Origin of the sequence: Mesorhizobium sp. M0340 (assembly GCF_040321535.1) — a bacterium.
In the GTDB taxonomy this organism is placed as follows: Bacteria; Pseudomonadota; Alphaproteobacteria; order Rhizobiales; family Rhizobiaceae; genus Mesorhizobium.
Genome location: NZ_JAMYRR010000014.1, coordinates 1 through 20,614 on the forward strand (window position 1 = coordinate 1; position 20,614 = coordinate 20,614).

A 20,614-nucleotide genomic window follows, 5' to 3' on the forward strand; every position below is an offset into this window, starting at 1 on the left:
AAGTGATCTCGCACACGCTGGCGCATTATGTCGATTTCGTCGGTGGCGCCTCGAAGCCGCTCGCTCTGCCGTTCGATTTCGCCAAGATCGACCGGCTGGCGATCTCGGCCTGCGGCACTGCCTATCTCGCCGGCCTGATCAGCAAATACTGGTTCGAGCGCTATGCGCGGCTGCCGGTCGACATCGATGTCGCTTCGGAATTCCGCTACCGCGAGATGCCGCTGTCGAAGACAGACGCCGCCTTCTTCATCTCGCAATCGGGCGAGACCGCCGACACGTTGGCCTCGCTGCGCTATTGCCGCAAGGCGGGCATGAAGATCGGCGCGGTCGTCAATGTCCGCGAATCGACCATGGCGCGCGAGTCCGACGTCATCCTGCCGACGCTGGCCGGGCCGGAGATCGGTGTCGCCTCGACCAAGGCCTTCACCTGTCAATTGTCGGTGCTGGCCTCGCTTGCCGTGCGGGCCGGCGTGGCGCGCGGAACGATCTCGCGGGAGCAGGAAACGACGCTGGTACGTCAACTGTCGGAAGCGCCGCGCTATGCCAACCAGGTCTTGAAGCTCGACGGGCAGATCGAAAAGGTCGCACGCGACCTCGCTCACTATAAGAATGTGCTCTATCTCGGCCGCGACACCAATTTCCCGCTGGCCATGGAAGGCGCGCTGAAGCTCAAGGAAATCTCCTATATCCATGCCGAGGGCTACGCCGCCGGTGAGCTGAAGCACGGGCCGATCGCGCTGATCGACGAGAACATGCCCGTCATCGTCATCGCACCGCATGACCGCATCTTCGAAAAGACCGTGTCGAACATGCAGGAGGTGGCCGCGCGCGGCGGCAAGATCATCCTGATCACTGACGGCAAGGGCGCGGCGCACGCTACGGTGAAGACGATGGTGACGATCGTTTTGCCGGACGTGCCGGAAATCATCTCGCCGATCATCTACGCGCTGCCGATCCAGATGCTCGCCTACTTCACCGCCGTGTTCATGGGTACGGACGTCGACCAGCCTCGCAACCTGGCGAAATCGGTAACGGTGGAATAGTGTTGCCGACGTACTTGCGCACCGGTCGCTCGTTCGCTGATGTATGCTTCGCTTTCCAGAGCGTGATCTGCCATCGAGGCGGCTTGTGAACGCCGGCGCGGGTGGAAGACGGTCCGGAACGCATACCGTCTAAGCTGCCAAGCTCGATCGTCACCATCGTCACCGTGCAGTTTTCTCTTGTGCGATCGTGGATTTCGCTGGTCATTGCGGCGCTAGTAGCCGCGCCTTACGACTTCCACGCAGCGCAGCTCTGGCACGAACCTGGAGGGCAGAAATCCTTACGACCAGAAAGCTGACGCGATGAATGTCGGCATATTGTCCCATTCTCGAAAACATTGGGCCCAGTGACCCGCCCGGTAATTTCCGCCATCTGAAGCGATGAACGACGGACTCATGAAGAGAACGTTTACAGACGAGCAGAAGAGCAGATCATCTGCGTGAGCACGAGATGGGGACAAAGGCGAGCGACCTGGCCCGCAAGCGTGGGATCTCCGAGGCGACGCGGTATAACTGAAGGGCGAATTATGGCGGGATGAACCTCTCCGATTCCAAACGGAGCGCTCGACGGTGTTGCTGTCGATCTCGATGCGGCCGTCTTCGAGGAAGCGCGAGAGGCCTTCCCAGCGTGAGAGCGTATAGCGGATTGCCTCTGCGAGCTTGGTCTTCTGACTGATCAGGCCGAGCTTCTCACGCAGCCATGGGTCGAGTACCGCGATGATTGGAGTACTCTTTTCCTGACGCGCAGCGCGGCGCTCGTCGGCCGATCGGCCACGGATGCTGTCCTCGATTTTGTAGAGTTCAGCGATCCGTCTGAGCATCTCGCTGGCGATCGGCGCGGGACCGGCTGCCGCCAGTTCATAGAAGCGCCGGCGCACATGTGCCCAGCAGAAGGCGAGCGTCACGCCGCTCTTCTCGGCCAGCACGCGATAGCCGCCATAACCGTCGACCTCAAGATTCCGCCAAATCCTGCGAGATGAGCGATCGGCCGCTCGGCCTTTCGGTCCGGCGCATAGACATAGGCGACGCCCGGCGGGTCGCTCCCCTCCCATGGTCGGTCATCGCGGGCATAGGCCCAGAGCTGCCCAGTCTTGGTCTTGCCGCGGCCGGGATCGAGCACCGGCGCCGTGGTCTCGTCAGCGAAGAGTTTTGGTGAGGTCTTCAGCTTGCCAAGCAGCCGCTCATGCACCGGACGCAGGCGGCGCGGCCGACCCAGTCGGCGAGCGTGGAGCGATCGAGATTGATGCCTTGCCGGGCATAGATCTGCGCCTGACGATAGAGCGGCAAGTGATCGGCGTATTTGGAGACCAGCACCTGGGCGACCGTTGCCTCGGTCGGAAGACCACCCTCGATCAGCCGGGCCGGCGCGGGAGCCTGAATGACCACATCCTCACAGGCGCGGCAGGCATATTTGGGCCGGCGCACGACGATCACACGCAACTGCGCCGGAACGATATCGAGCCGCTCGCTCACGTCTTCGCCGATCCGGTGCAGGTCATTGCGGCAGCACGGGCAGGCATGGTCCTCGATGTCGACCACCATCTCCACGCGCGGCAGATGGGATGGCAGCACGCCCCGGTTCGCTCGGCGCTTGGCGACGCGCGCCTGACGTTCGCCATGAGCGGTCTGTGCCTGCTCTTCGTCACCGGCGGCCTCGATCTGCTCGGCCTCTTCGAGCCCCAGCAGCAATTGATCCTCGGGGAGCGTCTCAGCACGACGGCCGAAGCGGTGGCGCTGCAATTCCTTGATGATCTGGATCAGCCGGGCGTTCTCGACGTCGCGCGCCAGGACCATCGCCTTGAGCGCATCCGGATCGTCGGGAAGCTGGTCCGCCGTCATCGCCATGACCGGATCAGACCATATTCGCCGACAGCCCGCGACAGCGGAATCCAGGCTGATTCACTTCGTCGCGGGTCAGCCGGCCTGGGCTGGAACACGGGTCCGGCGCGCCTCATGGACGCGCCGCCAGTCGAGACCTTCGAGCAGCGCCGAGAGCTGCGCGGCCGTCAGCCGCATCATGCCGTCATGCACCTTCGGCCAGCGGAACTCCCCATCCTCCAAACGCTTGGCATAGAGGCAGACGCCAGTGCCGTCCCAGAAGATCAGCTTGATCCGGTCCGTCCGCTTGGCGCGGAAGACGTAAACCGCCCCACTGAACGGATCGGCGCCCATCGTCTCGCGCACCAGCGCCGCCAGCCCCTCCGCACCCTTGCGGAAGTCGACTGGCTTTGTCGCCACCATGACCTTGACCGCACCCGTCGGCCCGATCACGTCGTTGCCTTAAGCGCGCGGATTACCGCAGCCACCGTCTTGGTATCGGCGCCACGGCCAACGCGCATGGCGACACCGTCGATCTCAAGCTCGATCACGCCGGCGTCGCGGACCGTCTTCTGCTTCCGTGGTCGTGCTGGGCGCTGCGCCACCGGTTCCGGCAAGGACGCTGCAACCACCGCAGGAACGAACAGAGATTCTGATGCCGTCGCCTCTGCCGAGGGCTGACGCGCAGCTCGGCGCCAGGCAAACAGTTGCTGCGGGGAAAGCGCATATCGGCGAGCTACAGCACAAACCGTCTCACCAGCCTCGTAGCTCTCCGCAACGATCCGCGCCTTCTCCTCCGGAGGCCACTCGCGTCGCCGGCCGGAGCCCGTGAACACCTCGAACCGGCGCACCGGCTCCAAATCGTTCGACTTAAGCGTAAACTCTGAAATCGTCATATGTCGAAGCCCTCAAAGGCTCCGAACATCGTCCTTCACGCCGATCCCCGAAAGGTGCCGTCGGAACATCGCTTACGCTCCCATAGAGCGGGGTATTGACTGAACCTCATGACCCAGCGGCAGGGGAATGCGGGCCTACTTTGTGCGCTGGCTGGACCACTGGGCCGTGACAGGTGAGGGAAATCCTCGATATCTGGCAACTTTCGTTCACTTAGGCCACTGATTTTTGTTGACCCTGTTAGTCGATGACGGCAGGGTGATCGAAATCGAACAAGCTTATCTCGCCCACCCAAGGTTGGCGCCTCGGGTATAGGCTTCCCTACTCGCGCTTGCTTTTGCCTTTTCCGACTGACCGGTTCGAACAGGCAGATGCGCTAGGCAAAACTCCATGAAACAATACCGAATATCCACCACCTCACTTGATTTTTTGCGCGGCATCGCAGCTGTGTACGTTGTCGTTAATCATACGCGAGGTGCGTTCTTCAGGGGCGGCGAGAAGGTGATCGCTGAGGCGACAACGGCGCATCTGGGAATCTATGACTACGTGGCCCTGTCCTTGCTTCAATTAACAAGTCTTGGCACCGAATTCGTAATTCTATTTTTTTGCGTCAGCGGTGTCTCGATGGCCCACTCTATCAGCAAGTCTACAAACGTAACTCAGTTTTACGCTAAGCGCATCATAAGAATCTGGCCGTCCTACGCGGCGGCCGTTGTGCTAGCCGGCATTGCCTGTTGGGTATTCACCGCAATATCGCCAACTAATACGTTCAGCAAGAATTGTATAGCAACGTTTTGCTCGGCTAGAGCAATTGGAGAAATGCTGATTTACGCCAAGACATCGACTAATCTAACGCCCCAATTCTGGTCCTTGCCATACGAAGTAATATTTTACGCATTTTGCCCAATTATTCTCCTTACGAGAAGACGAGTTGCCACGGTTCTAGTGTTGTCTGGAATTTTTAGCATCGTCGGAGGCTTGGTCTTCGGAATTGGACTGAACCCAAGCTCATCCATTTTTGTCAACTTTTTGGTCTGCGCCCTGTTCTGGTTTATGTGTGGAGCCGCAGCATACCATTTCATAGACAGGGTGCCGCCTCTTTCGCCGTACACGTTCTACTTAGTCTCGGTAACCGCCCTCGCAGCCGTATTTTGCCTGAAAAAGATGGTAGGTGGTTCGAATGCGTTCTCAAGTCTTGTCATGATCATGTTTGCAATAAACTGCGTTCGCAATATCCCTCCATCTCTCGCTTCAATGAAAATTCTAAATTGGGGATTTTTCAGCTATTCGATTTACATATTTCATTACATATTTATTGTCGCAATCTCGTTTGTCCTAAGCACTAGTTATGGCATCGAAAAATCTGACATTCACAACTATTTCGCTTGGCTTGCTGCTATCCCGCCGATCCTACTGGCATGCTGGATCCTGTACTATTGCGTGGAAAAGCATTGCAATGACTTTCTCTCCCGCCTTCGCTCATCGAAAGCGATTGGAAATCAGTTAACAGCCGCACCTTGAGCCGCCAGCCAGCTTCCGTTCCAGACCGTTGTCACCAAGCTGGTGAGTGCGCTGAGGCGGAACCGATCGTAGCGGGAGGATGCCTTGTCCGTTGTCAAGGCCGTCTTAAATCGCCGGACCGGCACCGCTTAAATCGGAACTGCAGAATGGCGCTTCCTGCTCATGCCATCATTTGGATCGCGTCGCCAGCCATGCAAGTGCCCGGTCTCTCACGCACTAGGGCCCTCCTACCAATACGGATTCTCATAGACAATTACATTCACTGGAGAACCGACCCACCAGGCGTAAGCGCCAAGCTGACCCCATCTGGCGCGGCTTGAGGTGATGAGCGAGAGATTGTGACACTGAAGCAAGGAGCCGAGGAGCTTACAGTGTCAATTTTATGTCTGCGCCGCAAGCGGTGTTTCCGGACCACCTTTCGGGAGTGGTCTCGATCTGTGAGGTTGCCGGTTCTGTAATAGGATCGGAGATCGACTTGTGTCTCTGGACTTGACCTTACGCTTGACCTGGAGCGGCAGCCTCGACGTTTCGAGGTGATCAACGGTGCTGGCGGCCGGCGTCAGTGGTCGGTGGATGACGAAGCGCGGATCATCGCGGAGACGCTGGAGCCGAACGCAATCATTTCCGAGGTCGCCCGCCGTTATGGCCTGAGGCCGCAGCAGGTGTTCGCCTGGCGTCGGGAAGCGCGCAAACAGGCCGCTTCGGTGCAGCAAGATTCTCCTGCCTTTGTGCCGGCGGTTGTGGCGGCGCCGACAACCGAACCCACAGGGCAGCGCCCAGCACGACCACGGAAGCAGAAGACGGTCCGCGACGCCGGCGTGATCGAGCTTGAGGTCGACGGTGTCGCCATGCGCGTTGGCCGTGGGCCGATGCCAAGACGGTGGCTGCTGTAATTCGCGCGCTGAAGGCAACAGCGTGATTGGCCCGACGGGCGCGGTCAAGGTCATGGTGGCGACGAAGCCGGTAGACTTCCGAAAGGGCGCGGAGGGATTGGCGGCGCTGGTGCGCGAGACGATGGGCGCCGATCCGTTCAGCGGGGCCGTCTACGTCTTCCGGGCGAAGCGGACGGACCGGATCAAGCTGATCGTCTGGGACGGACTGGCGTCTGCCTCTATGCCAAGCGTTTGGAGGACGGCGAGTTCCGCTGGCCGAAAGTGCATGACGGCATGGGCGGCTGACGGCCGCGCAGCTCTCGGCGCTGCTCGAAGGTCTCGACTGGCGGCGGGTGCATGAGGCGCGCCGGACCCGCGTTCCGGTTCAGGCGGGCTGACCCGCGACGAAGTGAATCAGTCTGGATTCCGCTGTCGCGGGCTGTCGGCGAATATGGTCTGATCCGCTCATGGCGATGACGCTGACCAGCTTCCCGACGATGCGGACGCGCTGAAGGCGATGGTCCTGGCACGCGACGTCGAGAATGCTCGCCTGATCCAGATCATCAAGGATTGCAGCGCCACCGCTTCGGTCGCCGCGCCGAGACGCTTCCCGAGGATCAGTTGCTGCTGGGGCTCGAAGAGGCCGAGCAGATCGAGGCGGCCGGCGAGGAAGAGGCCGAGGGGCCTCCGGACCAGCGACAGGCAAAGACTGCCAAACGCCGGGCCAACCGGGGTGTACTGCCGGCGAATCTTCCTCGTGTCGAGATGGTCGTCGACATCGAGGACCATGCCTGCCCGTGCTGCCGCAACGGCCTGCATGGATCGGTGATGTGAGCGAGCGGCTCGACATCGTTCCGGCGCAACTGCGTGTGATCGTCGTGCGCCGGCCCAAATATGCCTCACATGGGGGTTACATGGTCAAGTGTGATTTTCCTCCTTCGCAGTTTCGGTCCAAGGTTTGAGCCCGATCACGTGACACGGCCCGGTCGCCGGGCTTCATCCACCTCACATGCGGTCGCCGCTCCTGGCGACAGCACCAATATATCCCGCTTGCGGCGGGCGTTGGCTCAGGAAGACGAAACCATTCTGCCGATCGGCTCTGTTGAGGCCATGCATGTTTTCGGTTCGCCCACCTGGATCCGAAAGGCTGATCAGGCCTTTGCGGAATGGGAGGAAAAGGGTGGTGGAAGCGGTCATGCGGTTCTCATGAGCGCTCCCTCGATGATGACGCCGGCGGTCGCGTATTTCCACCGCGCCACCAGCAGCTTGCGGGCGAGCGCGACGATCATCGCCTTCTTGAGGCGGCCGCCGTTGCGCGCCACCCGTTCGCCAATGGCTGGCCAAACAGCGATATCGAGGCGCTCATGCCTTGGAACTACCAGCGCTAAACGGCATCAGCTACCCGCTTACCGCCAGGCAGCAGGCTGCCGATTGATCGAAGCAGAGTTAACGCACGCCCTTGGAGGTCTAAATGCCCGTTATCCTTGAAATCACGCGCCGCGCGCTGCTGCAAGTGGTGGCCGCCATATCGGGCCTTCCGGCTCAGTCTAAACTCGACAGTCCCTCGTATCTCGCGCACAACGGCAACCAGCGTTCTGCGGCTGTATGCAGTGATTCAGAAAGGTCATCGGGACGAACTAAGGCGGGCAGCATTGGCTATTTCGAAACTTTCGTCGGGATGTCTTTGGAAGTGGTGCCCACTTTGGTGAACGTGGTGGAACTGACTGGCTATTGGGCCGCCGGTGACGGTGGCGGCGCGACCTACACGAGAGCAGTGCGTGAACCGGAGCACGACGGGAAATTTCAATCTTGCGACGGAGCCTGGTGGGAGCTCAACTGCAATGAGGTGACCGCGCAAATGTTTGGCGCCGTCGAAAATGCGGAGGACGCTCACAAGCACATCCAAAGTTTCTTGAAATATACGTCTTTGGTCAGTTGTGGCAAGGCAAAGCTATTTGGAAACTTTTCTATTTCCAAAGGCCTTCACTTAGATGCTAACAAGACAACAAATTATGAATTTTCTGTGAATTTGCGTGCTTCTGCCCCAATCGACATTATGTTAAAGATAACAAATGGAATCAGGATGCGATTTGGTGGACGTATCGCAGTGTACGGACAACGATCTACGAGATATGAAGATAGCACTTGTCGAATAGGAATATACATATTTAATTGTGGTCGCGCACACTTTGGAGATCTTTACGCTCGTTATTTTACCCAGTGGGGCGTATTTCAATTTGGGCAAACCAAAACCGGAAGCAATAACTCTCTGGCGAGATTTGAGAGCGTCAGCTGCATAAACTGCGGCTCTTTCAAACGATTTCCCCTGAGCGGTCGCTTCAGGAACGCGAACGATCAAGGCAAGCCTGGCAGCTCGGCACAGAGAACAACACTGACCGTGGATACGCTGCCCCCGTCTGACTTTGAAGTACGCCAGCTGTGTTATCTGGTGATAGACAACCGTCTTTATCATATTGCGTCAACAGATTTTAGCGACTCTGACAGTCAGATTAGCATCTTTCCGTGGCTAGAGAGGTCCGACGGAACTTCTGGTGACTTCTACTATGTTTTTGGTGGAGCTCTGGCCACGGTGGGGAACGACAACAACGTCATAGATATCGGGCAACTTGATGCCTATGGCTGCGCTGTGGGGCTATGGGATGCAGGGCTATACGGCGTCGTCGCTAGAGGCGTCGTCACACAATCCTGTGGGATCGGACTTGTGATTGGTAGAACGCGGACAGGGTCTCACAAGAGCTCAAGCGTTGATGGGTTCTACTGTGAGGGTAATACACTCGACGTCGTGCAGCTCACTAACTCTGACGTAAACACTACAATCAATTGCACGTATGAAACCGACCTTAAAAAATGCATTAACATGTCTTCGCCGCGGATGAAAAACAATTTTCTTAAAGAAAACGGCTTTGCGTCCCTAGGTGTACTAAATGGTAAGCACTATTTTGGCGAGAAGGGAGGGGGGAATGCTGCGGACAATTACAAAAGTGCGAATATGGGGCCGGACATTAGCAATATATATTTGCGCGATGGCTGGACAATTTACCTTTCGGTTAACGTCGATGTGAACAGGTTGTTTGGATACGACGCATTTCCAATTTTTTTCATTGGCTCTGGAGCCAATCAACGCCCCACTGGAACTTTTGTTTTCAAACCCCCGTTAGGATGGAAGGTAAACGGAGACAAGTCGGCCGCGTTTTCGGGATTCTCCGGCCCTGTAACTTTTTTGGTAAAATATCATTTTTCGGACTCAAATATCCAGGTGAGTTTGGCAGCCGGCCGGGAGCTGTCTCCCTCAGTAACGGAGCTTTCTGAGGATACCAACAGCACGCTTTCTCCCTGGGTAACGTCGGAGACCGTTCTCCAAACGGCGATATTGTCAGCTGATCGGGTATTAACACTCTCAGATTTGAACGCTGTAGCCGGCAGAACGCGTTTTAAGATCAGTAGATTAGGCGCGGGGCAATTTGCTCTAAGTGTTGGAGGTTTGGTAGAGCTGTCCCGCAATTCTTGGTGTGAGGTTGTTTATGACGGATCGAAATATGTTTTGGTCGCATTAGGGAGGCTCTATGACGCAGGTATGGGTGCCGGCAAATAGGAATTCCCGTGTTGCCCATTCTGCTGTAGTTGGGATCATTTCGCTGAGAGCTGAGGAGCTTGCAGTGTCAATTTCTATGTCTGAACCTGTGCCTGATAGTACAAGGTTCCATGTCCTTGAGGCGGTCCCGAACCGGCTGGAGGCAAGCCCGCGGCGTCCGCGGCAGCGCTGGTCGGCGGAAGCGAAGTCGCGGCTGATCGAGGCGACACTGAAGCCGGGCGCGAATGTATCGGCCATCGCCAGACAAGGGGGGATGGTGCCAGCCCAGCTGTTCGGCTGGCGGAGAACGCGATCAAGAGCGGTGCGGTCACGCCGCAACGAGATGCGGATCGGCTTGGCTTTGTCGAGGTCACCCACGCCGCTCCTTCGACAGTGGAGATCTGTTTGGGCGGTGTGGTCATTCGGGCCGGCGCCGCCCTCGGCCTGGATCCTCAGAAGCGGAGCATCCGGGCCAGCATCTACACTGGGAACGGAAGCAAACGCGCCGACATCGTCCTTTACGCAGATCCTGCAGACCACCGTACTGGCCCCCCCCAGAGACGCCAATTGCACAGCCACAGGCCACGGGGCTCAAGGCAAAATGCAGGGGTCGCTTAGAGCTCGCGCGGAAAAATTCACTGCAACGGTGGTGCCGTCACCCCTGGTTCGGACACCTTAAACAGGTCTGAACTATTTGCACTTCGGATGAAATTAGGCCGCCTGCATCGATGGGATCTATTCGACACCCGATTGGTCCATGACGTTCCCAGCCCCAGAAGATATTTTTGCGGGCACTCCTACAATTGTGACGTTTGATGGAAATGATTTGTTTACCACTGCGTTGGCCCCAATTCTGCAACAATCGCCAATCTTGATCCCGCCGAAAATTTTTGCCCCTGGGGCTATGTAACAATTATGGCCGATCACAGGATATCCAGTCTTGGTCCCTCCAATATGGGCCCCCATGTGAATACGGCAATTCCGCCCAACAGTCGCCTTGTCTGTAACAACCAGCAGCCCGTAGTGGACAATTGCCAGGCCTGGCCCAAATACGTTTAGCGGTACAGTGAACCCTAAGCGTATAGCCAATCGCCTATACCAAATATATGGCAGAGCTCGCAAAAAAAAAGACACTCCCCGATTTTCGAGATACTCGTTCAGACGGAGCAAGACCGTAAATCTTACAATCGGATTAAGTGCAAACGCTCTCGCAGACGGGGCGATCTTCCGCATTCGAAAATCAGCGCGAATGTACGCCCTAAGTCGGTTCAATGTCCGGTTCGACGCTCGGGGGAGGAGCCTAGTTGTGCTGCTGAAAGGCATCGCGATTTAACGCATCAATATTGATCAGGTTCGGGTTATAGGCATTAACTTGATCAGCCAATTCAGCTCGGGAGCTGGCGCGAGGCACCATGATAAAACCGCTATCACGAAAAAATTCTTCCACAATGGCCTTTGTACGAAAAAACTCGTTACCAGTTCTGGCCCATTTGAAATCATGACAACTGATTGCTACGACTGCTGTTTGACGCACTGTTGTCGACATACCTGCAATGGCCAAGCGCTCGGCTCCCTCGATATTCATTTTCAGCAAGTCGATATGGTGGAGTGCATGTTCATCACAAATCTGGTCCAACGTCAGACCTTGCACAGGAATGCCTCCATTCTGAAGGATCGAGTTCCCTAAATGATGAGCTAAATCATTCTCAATCGAAACAATCTGGCGTTTGTCAGTGACAGCCACGTTAAGAACCACAGCGTGTCTAAAATCGTTCAATTCAACAGTTCGTCTTAGAAAGCCGCAGATTAAGGGGTGAGCTTCTATGGACACGACTCGACCCGAGGACCCAACTTGCTTGGCAAAATAAACTGTTTCGTCACCAAGTCCCGCTCCAACATCTACGATAGTGTCTCCAGGCTTCGGCGTATAAAGAAAACCCCACACGGGCAGGTTCGCCGCCTCGCGAAGGTGATAGCCGCGTAGGCGCGGCGTTGGCTCAACGGATGACACGCCCTCGAAGTGATGTTCCCAACCACCATTATTGTACGAGAGCCGGAGGACGCCGTCAGGAGACGATTTGGCCAAAATAGGCATCAAAGATGCGAGCACCCACCTCCACCCCGGCCGATCGAACTGAAAAGCTAGTTTTCTCACCTTACTAAGCTGCATGTCGAGGCTCACTCTTTGCATTCGTTTAGGAAAACCTTATCTAATCCAAATACTAGGAATCCAGCTGTCGCCAAGCTTGCAAAAGCTGCGATCATAGTTCCACTGGAATACGGTCGAAACGTCGCTTCCGTCTGGATTTGCAGGGCCTTTCGGAGCCGCCATTCGACAATTGGCTCCACTTCAATCAGCCCCCACTTTCGGAAGCGGGACCCCGCAACAGCGGTGCGAATGTAGAGCGGGCAATCCGACGATCATATGTTCCTCATCCCTTGTCGCGGTGTTCTTAATTCGGAACGCGCGCAAAATCTACACTGATCGGGGCGGACTAGCGGGAAACCGGAGGGCTCTCCCGAGCCGCAAGGACCGGATTAGTCGGTCGCACCACTCGCTGACTCTTGCCGGCCGTGGCATGGCGGGTGGAGAATGGGCTGGACAAAGTCGGGCGACTGGTCCCGTCGAGGCTAGAAACGGGCTCTGCCGCCCTAGACGATGTCAGGACATGGTGGCCGCGCCCGCACCTGGTTGGGGTGCCTGCTTTTGTCAGTTGCTGCAAAGAACTCCGGATCAGGAATCTGGCGCCCGCTATTGAAGCCCGCTGTAAGGGTCTGTAGAATGACGCATTGGCGCTCGCTATGGTGTGTTGAATCAACCACACCGAAACCAAAAATTATCTCGCATTTGCGATACGGGTTGGAATTGGCGCAAAAAGCTGTTAGGCGCTGATCCGGTAGCTTGGCGGTTGGTCGGGCCGCCAGGTAACGTGGGACAGAAGGATTGATGCGGATGAACCTAGTTGTGAAAAGTGCGTTGGCCGGAGTTGTTGTGTTGGCCGGCTTCGCCCCGGTGTCGTCTTTCGCGCAGGATGGGTCGTGCACCTGTGCAACCGCCTATCAGGGCGCAAGTCCAATTGGATCGATCGGGAACGTCAAGGGTGATGTGATGATCTCGCAGGTGGCTGGCTACGGCCCGGCACAAGCTGGGGGTGCGCTGGATTTTGGCAGTCGCGTTGTGGTTGGCCCGAAGGGGGCAGCTTCGGTTCATGTCGGTGGTTGCAATTTGAGCGTGCCGGCCAATTCGACCCTCGATATATCTCGCGTCGAGAATAAGATTTGCCTCAACGTTCTCGGTTCTGAGCAGACGGCCCAAACGGGTAACACCAATAACGATAACAATGACAAAACGCCCCTCTACATCTTTGGTGGTATGGCTGGTGCGGCTGCAATTCTTGCTGCAACGCAGGATGACGACAACGGCGTGAGCAGGTAGGCTGTTTGGTAAAGAGCAGCAACAGGCGCGTTAGGGCGCCTGTTGGATGTTTTTGCTGTTAACACGTATGCCTTCATCTGTCTGTCGTGCCGATGCCGTGGCTGACATTAAACGAGCCAATGATTGAGGGCATGATTTTCCGGCAGATTCGGTCGGGTAGCTACTGTTTCTTCTTATATTATCGCAGTGCCCACAACACGCAGGCTGTTCGGTCTGGTTCTCAAGCCGTGGGTAATGTGTAGATGTCCGAGGCAGGTCGGGATAATCACTGTGAAGTCCGCGGGACCCACCTCGGTACTTGTATCACGCCAAGATCCAAGACTATTGCTTCACCGATGCCGGCGTGTGTTACAGGCCTCGCGTGCTTGCAAGCGCAACAATCGAAATCGTCACCCCCGGTAGAAGGCGGAATCGGTGGGTAGCGCTGGATACTTATGGCGTGATGATCGGCCTTGGCCGTGCGGCACTTGCCTTTGCGCTGATCCTGTCGGGCGGCGCTGCACTGGTGACGCGGCGCTGAGCGTCGGACTTCATAAATGACCACTGCTCGGTCAACCACTGGCTGGAACATGGCATTTATCGCAGCACATGAACTTGACAAATTCGTCATTCGCCGTCGTGCGGACGGTGCGTTTGCGTGTATTGGGACTCATTTCGCTACATTGCTTTGTTGCAACGACAAACGCCAATGATCGATCTGCATTCTCATATTTTACCTGGCCTCGACGACGGCTCGCCCAGCCTTGCTGAATCGCTGGAAATGGCTCGTCTCGCGGTGGCCGATGGAACGACCCACATGGCGTGCACGCCACATGTCACCCCGGGCGTATACGAAAACGGGACGTCAAATATTGTTCGAGCCGTTCAAGGCTTGGACCAGGCACTGCGCCGCGCCGCTATACCGCTTGCCCTTTACGTCGGTGCCGATGTCCACGTAGCGCCGGATCTTCCAGAACAACTGGCTGCCGGCAGCGTGCCGACCTTGAACCAATCTCGGTATTTTTTGTTTGAGCCGCCGCATCATGTGTTACCGCCGCGGATGGAGGAGCTTGCACTGCGCCTCATAAACGCCGGTTTTATTCCTATTCTTACCCATCCTGAGCGTTTGACCTGGATCAAAACGAATTATGACGTTATCGAGAGGCTGAATGCGGTGGGCTGCCTTATTCAGCTTACGGCAGATTCGATTATTGGTGCTTTCGGACGCACAGCCCTTTATTATTCGGAAAAGCTGATTGACGAGGGCAGGGTGGATATTATCGCATCGGATACTCATAGCGCTACGCGCCGTCGTCCTGGGCTTTCGCAGGCGGTTGCCGCTGCTTCCAAGCGATGTGGGGAAGACGAGGCCCGCAATATGGTATTGAAACGTCCAGGTGAGATATTGGCGAACCGGCCCATCGAACCGGTCGGAAAAACACGTCCGAAGAAACCAAATACGGGCAACGCCGGCCGTTTTGGAGGGTTCGGCCGCTTGTTCAAAGGTGGGACAGCATGATGGGCCTTTTTTGTTTGGCAAGAAATCATGTAGGTGCGATTTTCGTATTGGTCGCGTCGCTGGCGACGTCGGCATGCACGAGCACCTCGTCGATGGCCCCTTCTTCATCGACTTCCGTGGATGCACTTCAATTGACATCATCGTCTTCGCCACTTTCGGGCGGCGGCGCTCTGCGGGTGGTGAAGGACCTGCCTGCGCCGCAAAACACACAGAACGGCAGCGAGCAGCCTTTATCTCCAAACGATGTGCTCGATGTAAATGTGTTTCAGGTCGATAATTTGAACAGAACGGTTCAAGTCGACTCGAGCGGTCAGATTTCTCTTCCGCTTATAGGCACTGTTACCGCAGGGGGGAAAACCGTCCGTCAGTTGGAGCAGGAGATAGAGACCGCCTATGGCGCCAAGTACCTGCAATCTCCCGACGTCACGGTCTTCGTCAAGGAATCTATCGGACAGCGCATAACCGTCGACGGCGAAGTCAACAAGGCCGGCATTTATCCAGTTGCGAGCAATTCTTCTCTCATCGACGCGATCGCGCTTGCTGGAGGGTTCAATACGGTTGGGGACGCAAAAAAAGTTTATGTCTATCGCAATATCGGCTCAAATACGCTGGTTGCTAATTACAACGTTGAGGAGATTCGAGCTGGCAAGAGCCGCAATCCACGCATCTATGGGGGCGACAAGATTGTGGTCTTCGCTTCGAAATCGAAAATCGCTATGAACAATCTCAAAGATGCTCTCGGTGTTGCTTCAAGTGCAGCTCGAATTGGCGTCCTGGTCCCATAAATGCTTTCGTTCAGTCAAACCTAGGATTATCTAGAGCTATGCTCGATCGCAACAGGCAGCATCAAATTGTGGCACCCGGACAGAGTCAAGCGTTGTCCGCGGACCTGTTTTACGATGGCGCGCAAAGCTATAGCCCTTACGGCCACGATGCTTCCGACCAGCGAGAGGGCTTTAGCCCGCTCAAGCTGCTCTTTTACATCGTCCAGTACCGTTGGCTAATTGCCATTATGGCCGCGGCGGGACTTGTCGCTGGCGTCGTCGTAACGATGATGCAAACGCCAAAATACCAAGCCACAACGCAATTGGAAGTTTTGGTGCCCTCGGCTAAGGTCTTTCAGGATATTGAGGTGGTTTCCGAAGACAGCGACGTACGAGCCTTTCTAACAGCGCGGGAGAAGCTCAAAAGCCGCGCATTGGCGCAGCGCGTTGTATTTCAGTTGGGTCTGAGCGAAAAGCCGGACTTCCTGTTCCCGACGTCGGACTTTTCAATTAGCAACATTTTCTATCGCGCATTCAAAATTTCTAAATCGCCCTCCATTCAGGAGAAAACTCCCGAACAACGAGAGGCGATTGCAATCGGGCGCGTTCTAAATGACCTCAGTGTCAATCTGGTGCCGAATACAAGCCTGTTATCCATCACCTTTACCGATCAGAAACCGAGATACGCGAGTGACGTCGCCAACCAGGTTGCACAGAGCTTTATTGACCAACGCCTCGACCAAACTAGCGAGACCTCGGACTTGGCGCGACAATTTATCCAAGAGCAGGTTCTGCAGGTTAAGGAAAAGCTTCAAAAGTCTGAAGAGGCGCTAGTCGCTTACGCCAAGGACGCCGGCATTACGGTAACGGGCGACGACAAATCGTTGATCGGGTCCAACATCGAGGCTCTGAACACTGCGCTTGCGACGGCGATCCAGGAAAGGCTAGACGCTGGACGGGTAGTGGATCAGATAGAGAAGGGTCGTGGCGCAAGTCTGGGTCCGGTGTTGGAAAGCGAAGGGCTGCAGAAGCTCAGCGATAAGCTAGCCGATTTAACCAGCCAATATCAGCAGAAGCTGGGCATACTGAAGCCCGGCTTTCCGGAAATGCAGCAGCTTCAATCACAGATTAAGGAACTGCAGCGGCTCTATAACAACGGCATCTTGGCCATAACGGATTCACTTCGGTTGAAGTACCAAGAGGCGCTAAACAAAGAAGCTGACCTTAAGGCCAAGCTTGCCGAGATGGAAAATCAGCAGGTGGTGTTCAATGACAAAAACATCAAGTACACTATCCTAAAGCGAGAAGTAGATTCGAACCGGTCACAATATGATAGTCTGATCGCCAAGCTGAATGAAGTTGGAGTTAGCTCGGAGCTAAAAACTCAGAGTGCAGCAATCGTCGATTTTGCGGCGCAACCGACTGCCCCCTATTCCCCGCGTCTGAGCATTAATGTTTCAGTTGCGTTGGCTCTTTTTCTGGCTTTAGGGGCCTCTGTTATTTATGTCATCGAGCTGTTGAATAATACGTTCACCAATCCGGAACAAATCGAAAAGGAATTAGGACTGCCGATTCTGGGCATTTTGCCGAACGTAGATGACCGGGAGTTTGTAGCCAGCATCGCCGATCAGAAATCTGGACTGTCGGAGGCTTATCGTTCGCTTCGGACGTCACTACAATTCTCCGGTGCGGAGGGCGCACCGCGGTCGTTGCTCGTTACGAGCTCAGAGCCATCGGAAGGCAAGTCGACTACCTCGTTCAAGCTTGGCCAGGATTTTGCCGCGCTCGGCGCAAGAGTCCTCATTGTCGATAGCGATCTGCGAAAGCCGAACCTTCATCGCCTGTGTGGGCTCGATAACACGATCGGCCTCAGCAATCTCTTGACAAACACAGTGCGCAGGGAGGATCTGGGAACCATTTTCAGGGCGACAAAGTACCCCAATATGACCGTTCTCACTTCCGGAACGATCCCCCCAAATCCCGCTGACCTGCTCTCATCCCCGAAGATGGCTCTGATTTTGACTAATCTTGGCAAACGGTTCGATCTGGTCATCATCGATGCGCCGCCTGTCGTTGGCCTCTCGGATGCCCCGATCCTGAGTCGGCTTGCCGAGGGTACATTGATGGTCATCTCTACTAATCAGGTGACGCGCAAATCAGCTAAGACAGCGCTGAAGCGCCTACGAGCTGCTGGCGCAAACGTGGTCGGAGCTGCAATGTCCAAATTTGCGGTGAATAAGTTCGATTATAACTATGCATACAAGTACATGAACTATCAGTACTACAGCTACGGCACGGATGCGAATACGCCAAAGATCGAGGGCAAAGTCGATGATCGAGCAAGCCAGCCCGCGTATGGAAAGTCTCCGGCGCTCAGTCGTCTGGTTCGTCGCATCCGTTCTAGTGTTGGCGGCTTCCTCGATCGGGCTAAGTCGATTTCTTGAAACCGAAACGCCTGCCGTTTCTCTTGCCCTCGATCCGATGAACGTTGATGCCCTGATAAGTGAACTCACCAGCGATCTGAACGATACGAACAATGCTCCCGATCTGGACAAGTTGCTTGTCGGGGCCCAAGGCGCGCTTCTTTTCAATCTGGGGGACGCACGTCTCTACAGTTTGATCGGAGAGATTAAGAGCCGGCAAGGCGAAAAACACGAAGCCTACCAGCTCTTCGATCACGCCCAAAAACTTTCGAAGACGGAGATCCACTCGCTGCAGAAATCGATCGGCCGTAATGTCGAAGCAGGTGACTTGTCGAAGGCCGTCGGTGAGATCGACATTCTGCTGCGCCGATGGCCAGATCAATTTTCGACGGTTGCCGACGGTATGCCGACAATCCTCTCAGACCCCGGCGGGTATAAGGCTGTATTGGCAGCCATTGTTGCGGAAGCCCCCTGGAGATCCACCCTGTTCGCCGCGCTTGGCAAGACCCGCGAAGGGCTCAATTCAGCAAATCGGCTTCTGCTCGATTTGACTGGTTCAAGCGCACCGCCGAAAGCGGGGGAACTGGCCACCGTGATTGCGGGCTATATCCGTCAGCGAGAATATGAGCCGGCATATCGGCTGTTTCTCTTCAGTCTTTCTGACGAGGAACGAAAATTGGGCGGGTATATTTTCAACGGCACCTTCGAACCCGGACCCGGCAGCAGGCCCTTCAATTGGCAAGTCCGCGATCAGTCAGGCTTAGAAGTTATATTTGCATCGTCTGGCCATGCAGTAGAGGGTGAGGGCGGGGCGACGGTGCGTTTCTTGAACACGCCGGTTAAGGAAGCAGCCCTTCAGCAGTACATCGCGTTGCCGCCAGGCGTATATAAGATTTCCCTGATTGCCTCTGCACGAAACTTGAAGCTTCCAAAGGAATTGTTCTGGTCGATCAGATGTGTTGATCCGGCGGGAGAAATCGCACGATTCAATATCTCTGAAGGCACCTATAATCGTCAGAATCTTAGCCAGGAATTTTCAGTCGGGCCAACGGCATGCCCTCTGCAGTTGCTACGGCTTCAGACTGCGGCAATTGCTGAGAGCTGGCGCTTTAGGTATGTAGGTACGTTGATAATGCACAAACTGAGCATTGAGAGAATTCCATCTTGAGCGATCGGCGGTCAGAATGGAATAAATACCTTCTCGGGTCAGTGTTGTTTTTATCGCTACTGATCGGCGGAGGCACTGCGGATGGCCTGTATACGGACACGCTGATCGAGATCGCGGCAATCGTTTCAGCGGCGGCCGTCTTTTCGCTTACTTCCGGGCAAAAGAGCCCTCGATCTGCTCTGTGGCTGCTGATCGGCGCCGTTGTGTTTGGGGTTTTGCAAATCGTCCCATTGCCGGCAGCGTTATTCCACGGCCTGCGGCCGGAGTTGCTACTTGGTGATCCTTGGCTTGGAGAAAGTCGTTTTGGGTTTATTAGCATTGGGATTGGCCGCACGATCGAATGTCTGCTTTTTCTCTTGTCGATAATGGCGTTTTTTTTGGCTGTTTTGCGTTTGCGAGTTGAACAGGTGACAGCGCTTCTCCCCTTTTTTTTTATCGGTGTCATCTGCAACGGTTTGGCGGGAGCAATTCAATATTCGCTCTCCGACGATGTCGCTATTGTCGGGCTGTTGCCTTTTACGATCAATGCCGGGCTTTTCGCCAACGTGAATCATTTTTCGGCGTTGCTTTTTGTGTCTATCCCGTTCGTCGTCTACTTTGGTCTGTTCCGCGGACATCTCTTGTCCGGATCGTTCGGCTTGATTGCGCTCTTGCTGCTTCTTTTGGCCGCCGGTTCCCGCGCCGGTGTTCTGATTGGGTTGACGATCACCGTATTGTCCGTGATCTTTCTCTCAGCCCGCTCGAGGGTGAGCGGGTTCAGCGTTCTTCTGATTTTTGTCGGGCTTTCGATCTACACGATGAGCGCCTGGACCAAGCTGGATTCACAGGCGCTCGACCCGGCTTTCGGACGAGGTGAATTTGCCCGAACCACAATCGAGGGAATCAAGGATAATTGGGCGACGGGTGTCGGATTCGGGAATTTCCAAAAGGCGTATCAGATATACGAAAGAGAGGGCATGATTTTCCGGGAGTATGTGAATCATGCCCACAATGAATACCTTGAAATTACCTTCGAAGGTGGAGTTCCGGCTATCCTGCTGATGGTAGGGTATTTCGTGTTGCTTCTGGCTGCGTTGGCTAGGGTTCGCCGTGACCCACTGCAGAAAGCAGCATTCCTTTCGGTTTCTTTTCTTCTCATTCATTCTCTGGTCGACTATCCGCTGCGGACCGCGGCGTTAGCGATGACCTTTGCCTATATGAACGCCATCATCTTCCACAAAGGGTTTGCGGAACGCTTGAGCCGCAAGAGCGAGATGATCGAGATCGATCACAACGGTGACAAGCTACTTGTCCCCATCGAAACTTCGTCCTAGCGACGTCGTCGCCACGGCTGACGTCGCCTGAACGAAGCGGACGGCGGTCAGGCGAGCCGTCTCCTGGCTCTCAGCTTCCCAGCCCAGGCAATGTTTTCCCGCCCCCTTTCAGGGGCAGCCGCTCGCCGGGCAGAAATTTCCCGATTTTGCCGGCTGTATGGAAAAGTCATTCCCGAACCATTCGGCGGCAGGCTTGTCTTGCATTGTTCTGGGCAGGAACGATCTGCTAGAAGGCCTGCACGAAAATAGATTATCCAGAAGTGCAGCTTGAACCG

At 55.7% G+C, this 20,614-nt stretch carries 17 protein-coding genes and 4 pseudogenes; 14 read left to right on the forward strand and 7 right to left on the reverse strand.

Going from position 1 to position 20,614, the window contains the following annotated elements; translation table 11 throughout:
• Positions 1-1,043: glutamine--fructose-6-phosphate transaminase (isomerizing) (glmS, locus tag NKI79_RS19925; protein ID WP_352803641.1), on the forward strand; the 1,043-nt coding region annotated here is incomplete at its 5' end.
• Positions 1,044-1,594: 551 nt separating this feature from the next.
• Here the strand turns inward: glmS and tnpC are convergent.
• The 3 genes and pseudogenes from tnpC to tnpA (NKI79_RS19940) all read right to left on the reverse strand — a co-directional run.
• Positions 1,595-2,885, reverse strand: a pseudogene (tnpC, locus tag NKI79_RS19930) (IS66 family transposase); the annotation flags it as partial.
• Positions 2,886-2,954: 69 nt separating this feature from the next.
• Positions 2,955-3,311, reverse strand: a complete 357-nt coding sequence (gene tnpB / locus NKI79_RS19935) for an IS66 family insertion sequence element accessory protein TnpB (RefSeq protein WP_023709031.1) — start codon at positions 3,309-3,311, stop codon at positions 2,955-2,957.
• Positions 3,308-3,754 (reverse strand): IS66-like element accessory protein TnpA, encoded by a 447-nt coding sequence (tnpA, locus tag NKI79_RS19940; protein WP_352667730.1) that lies wholly within the window; start codon positions 3,752-3,754, stop codon positions 3,308-3,310. Before tnpA (NKI79_RS19940) ends, tnpB (NKI79_RS19935) begins: the two co-directional genes overlap by 4 nt.
• A gap of 388 nt (positions 3,755-4,142) precedes the next feature.
• Here tnpA (NKI79_RS19940) and NKI79_RS19945 point away from each other — a divergent pair, with 388 nt between their 5' ends.
• The 4 genes and pseudogenes from NKI79_RS19945 to NKI79_RS19960 all read left to right on the forward strand — a co-directional run.
• Positions 4,143-5,273 carry an acyltransferase family protein gene (locus NKI79_RS19945; RefSeq protein ID WP_352803644.1) on the forward strand — a complete coding sequence of 377 codons (1,131 nt, stop codon included), beginning with the start codon at positions 4,143-4,145 and terminating at the stop codon, positions 5,271-5,273.
• A gap of 533 nt (positions 5,274-5,806) precedes the next feature.
• On the forward strand, positions 5,807-6,166 hold the full coding sequence (gene tnpA / locus NKI79_RS19950; protein ID WP_352803646.1) for an IS66-like element accessory protein TnpA: 360 nt from the start codon (positions 5,807-5,809) through the stop codon (positions 6,164-6,166).
• A 22-nt stretch (positions 6,167-6,188) separates the two neighbouring features.
• Positions 6,189-6,543: pseudogene (gene tnpB / locus NKI79_RS19955) on the forward strand (IS66 family insertion sequence element accessory protein TnpB).
• Between the two features lie 119 nt (positions 6,544-6,662).
• Positions 6,663-7,044 (forward strand): annotated as a pseudogene (locus NKI79_RS19960) (transposase domain-containing protein); the annotation flags it as partial.
• Positions 7,045-7,150: 106 nt separating this feature from the next.
• On the opposite strand, the gene NKI79_RS19965 reads toward NKI79_RS19960, so the two are convergent.
• Positions 7,151-7,342, reverse strand: a complete 192-nt coding sequence (locus NKI79_RS19965) for a hypothetical protein (protein ID WP_352803652.1) — start codon at positions 7,340-7,342, stop codon at positions 7,151-7,153.
• Positions 7,339-7,473: pseudogene (locus NKI79_RS19970) on the reverse strand (IS110 family transposase); the annotation flags it as partial. The gene NKI79_RS19965 and the pseudogene NKI79_RS19970, both read right to left, overlap by 4 nt.
• 143 nt (positions 7,474-7,616) lie before the next feature.
• Between NKI79_RS19970 and NKI79_RS19975 the strand changes: the two are divergent.
• Together NKI79_RS19975 and NKI79_RS19980 are read left to right on the forward strand one after the other, a co-directional pair.
• Entirely contained in the window at positions 7,617-9,758 is a 2,142-nt protein-coding gene (locus NKI79_RS19975) for a hypothetical protein (RefSeq protein ID WP_352803654.1), read from the forward strand.
• 76 nt (positions 9,759-9,834) lie between these two features.
• Positions 9,835-10,416: a transposase gene (locus NKI79_RS19980; protein WP_352803931.1), complete on the forward strand. Its 582-nt coding sequence runs from the start codon at positions 9,835-9,837 to the stop codon at positions 10,414-10,416.
• A 56-nt stretch (positions 10,417-10,472) separates the two neighbouring features.
• Here the strand turns inward: NKI79_RS19980 and NKI79_RS19985 are convergent, their stop codons facing one another.
• Together NKI79_RS19985 and NKI79_RS19990 are read right to left on the reverse strand one after the other, a co-directional pair.
• The gene (locus NKI79_RS19985; RefSeq protein ID WP_352803657.1) at positions 10,473-11,060 is read right to left on the reverse strand and encodes a serine O-acetyltransferase; all 588 of its coding nucleotides are present in this window, start codon (positions 11,058-11,060) and stop codon (positions 10,473-10,475) included.
• Complete coding sequence (locus NKI79_RS19990; protein ID WP_352803660.1) at positions 11,038-11,907, reverse strand: FkbM family methyltransferase; 870 nt, start codon at positions 11,905-11,907, stop codon at positions 11,038-11,040. The genes NKI79_RS19985 and NKI79_RS19990 overlap by 23 nt, the downstream gene beginning before the upstream one ends.
• A 783-nt stretch (positions 11,908-12,690) precedes the next feature.
• On the opposite strand from NKI79_RS19990, the gene NKI79_RS19995 reads away from it, so the two are divergent.
• The 7 genes from NKI79_RS19995 to NKI79_RS20025 all read left to right on the forward strand — a co-directional run bounded on the left by NKI79_RS19995 (position 12,691) and on the right by NKI79_RS20025 (position 20,339).
• Positions 12,691-13,173 carry a hypothetical protein gene (locus NKI79_RS19995; protein ID WP_352803662.1) on the forward strand — a complete coding sequence of 161 codons (483 nt, stop codon included), beginning with the start codon at positions 12,691-12,693 and terminating at the stop codon, positions 13,171-13,173.
• 343 nt (positions 13,174-13,516) lie between these two features.
• Entirely contained in the window at positions 13,517-13,693 is a 177-nt protein-coding gene (locus NKI79_RS20000; RefSeq protein WP_352803664.1) for a hypothetical protein, read from the forward strand.
• Positions 13,694-13,861: 168 nt separating this feature from the next.
• Positions 13,862-14,671 (forward strand): tyrosine-protein phosphatase, encoded by an 810-nt coding sequence (locus tag NKI79_RS20005; protein WP_352803667.1) that lies wholly within the window; start codon positions 13,862-13,864, stop codon positions 14,669-14,671.
• On the forward strand, positions 14,668-15,456 hold the full coding sequence (locus tag NKI79_RS20010) for a polysaccharide biosynthesis/export family protein (protein ID WP_352803669.1): 789 nt from the start codon (positions 14,668-14,670) through the stop codon (positions 15,454-15,456). The genes NKI79_RS20005 and NKI79_RS20010 overlap by 4 nt, the downstream gene beginning before the upstream one ends.
• A gap of 38 nt (positions 15,457-15,494) precedes the next feature.
• Positions 15,495-17,879, forward strand: coding sequence for a GumC family protein (locus NKI79_RS20015; RefSeq protein ID WP_352803671.1), 2,385 nt, complete (start codon positions 15,495-15,497; stop codon positions 17,877-17,879).
• Entirely contained in the window at positions 17,767-19,026 is a 1,260-nt protein-coding gene (locus NKI79_RS20020) for a hypothetical protein (RefSeq protein ID WP_352803673.1), read from the forward strand. Before NKI79_RS20015 ends, NKI79_RS20020 begins: the two co-directional genes overlap by 113 nt.
• The gene (locus NKI79_RS20025) at positions 19,023-20,339 is read left to right on the forward strand and encodes an O-antigen ligase family protein (protein WP_352803676.1); all 1,317 of its coding nucleotides are present in this window, start codon (positions 19,023-19,025) and stop codon (positions 20,337-20,339) included. The genes NKI79_RS20020 and NKI79_RS20025 overlap by 4 nt, the downstream gene beginning before the upstream one ends.
• The last annotated feature ends 275 nt before the right edge of the window (positions 20,340-20,614 follow it).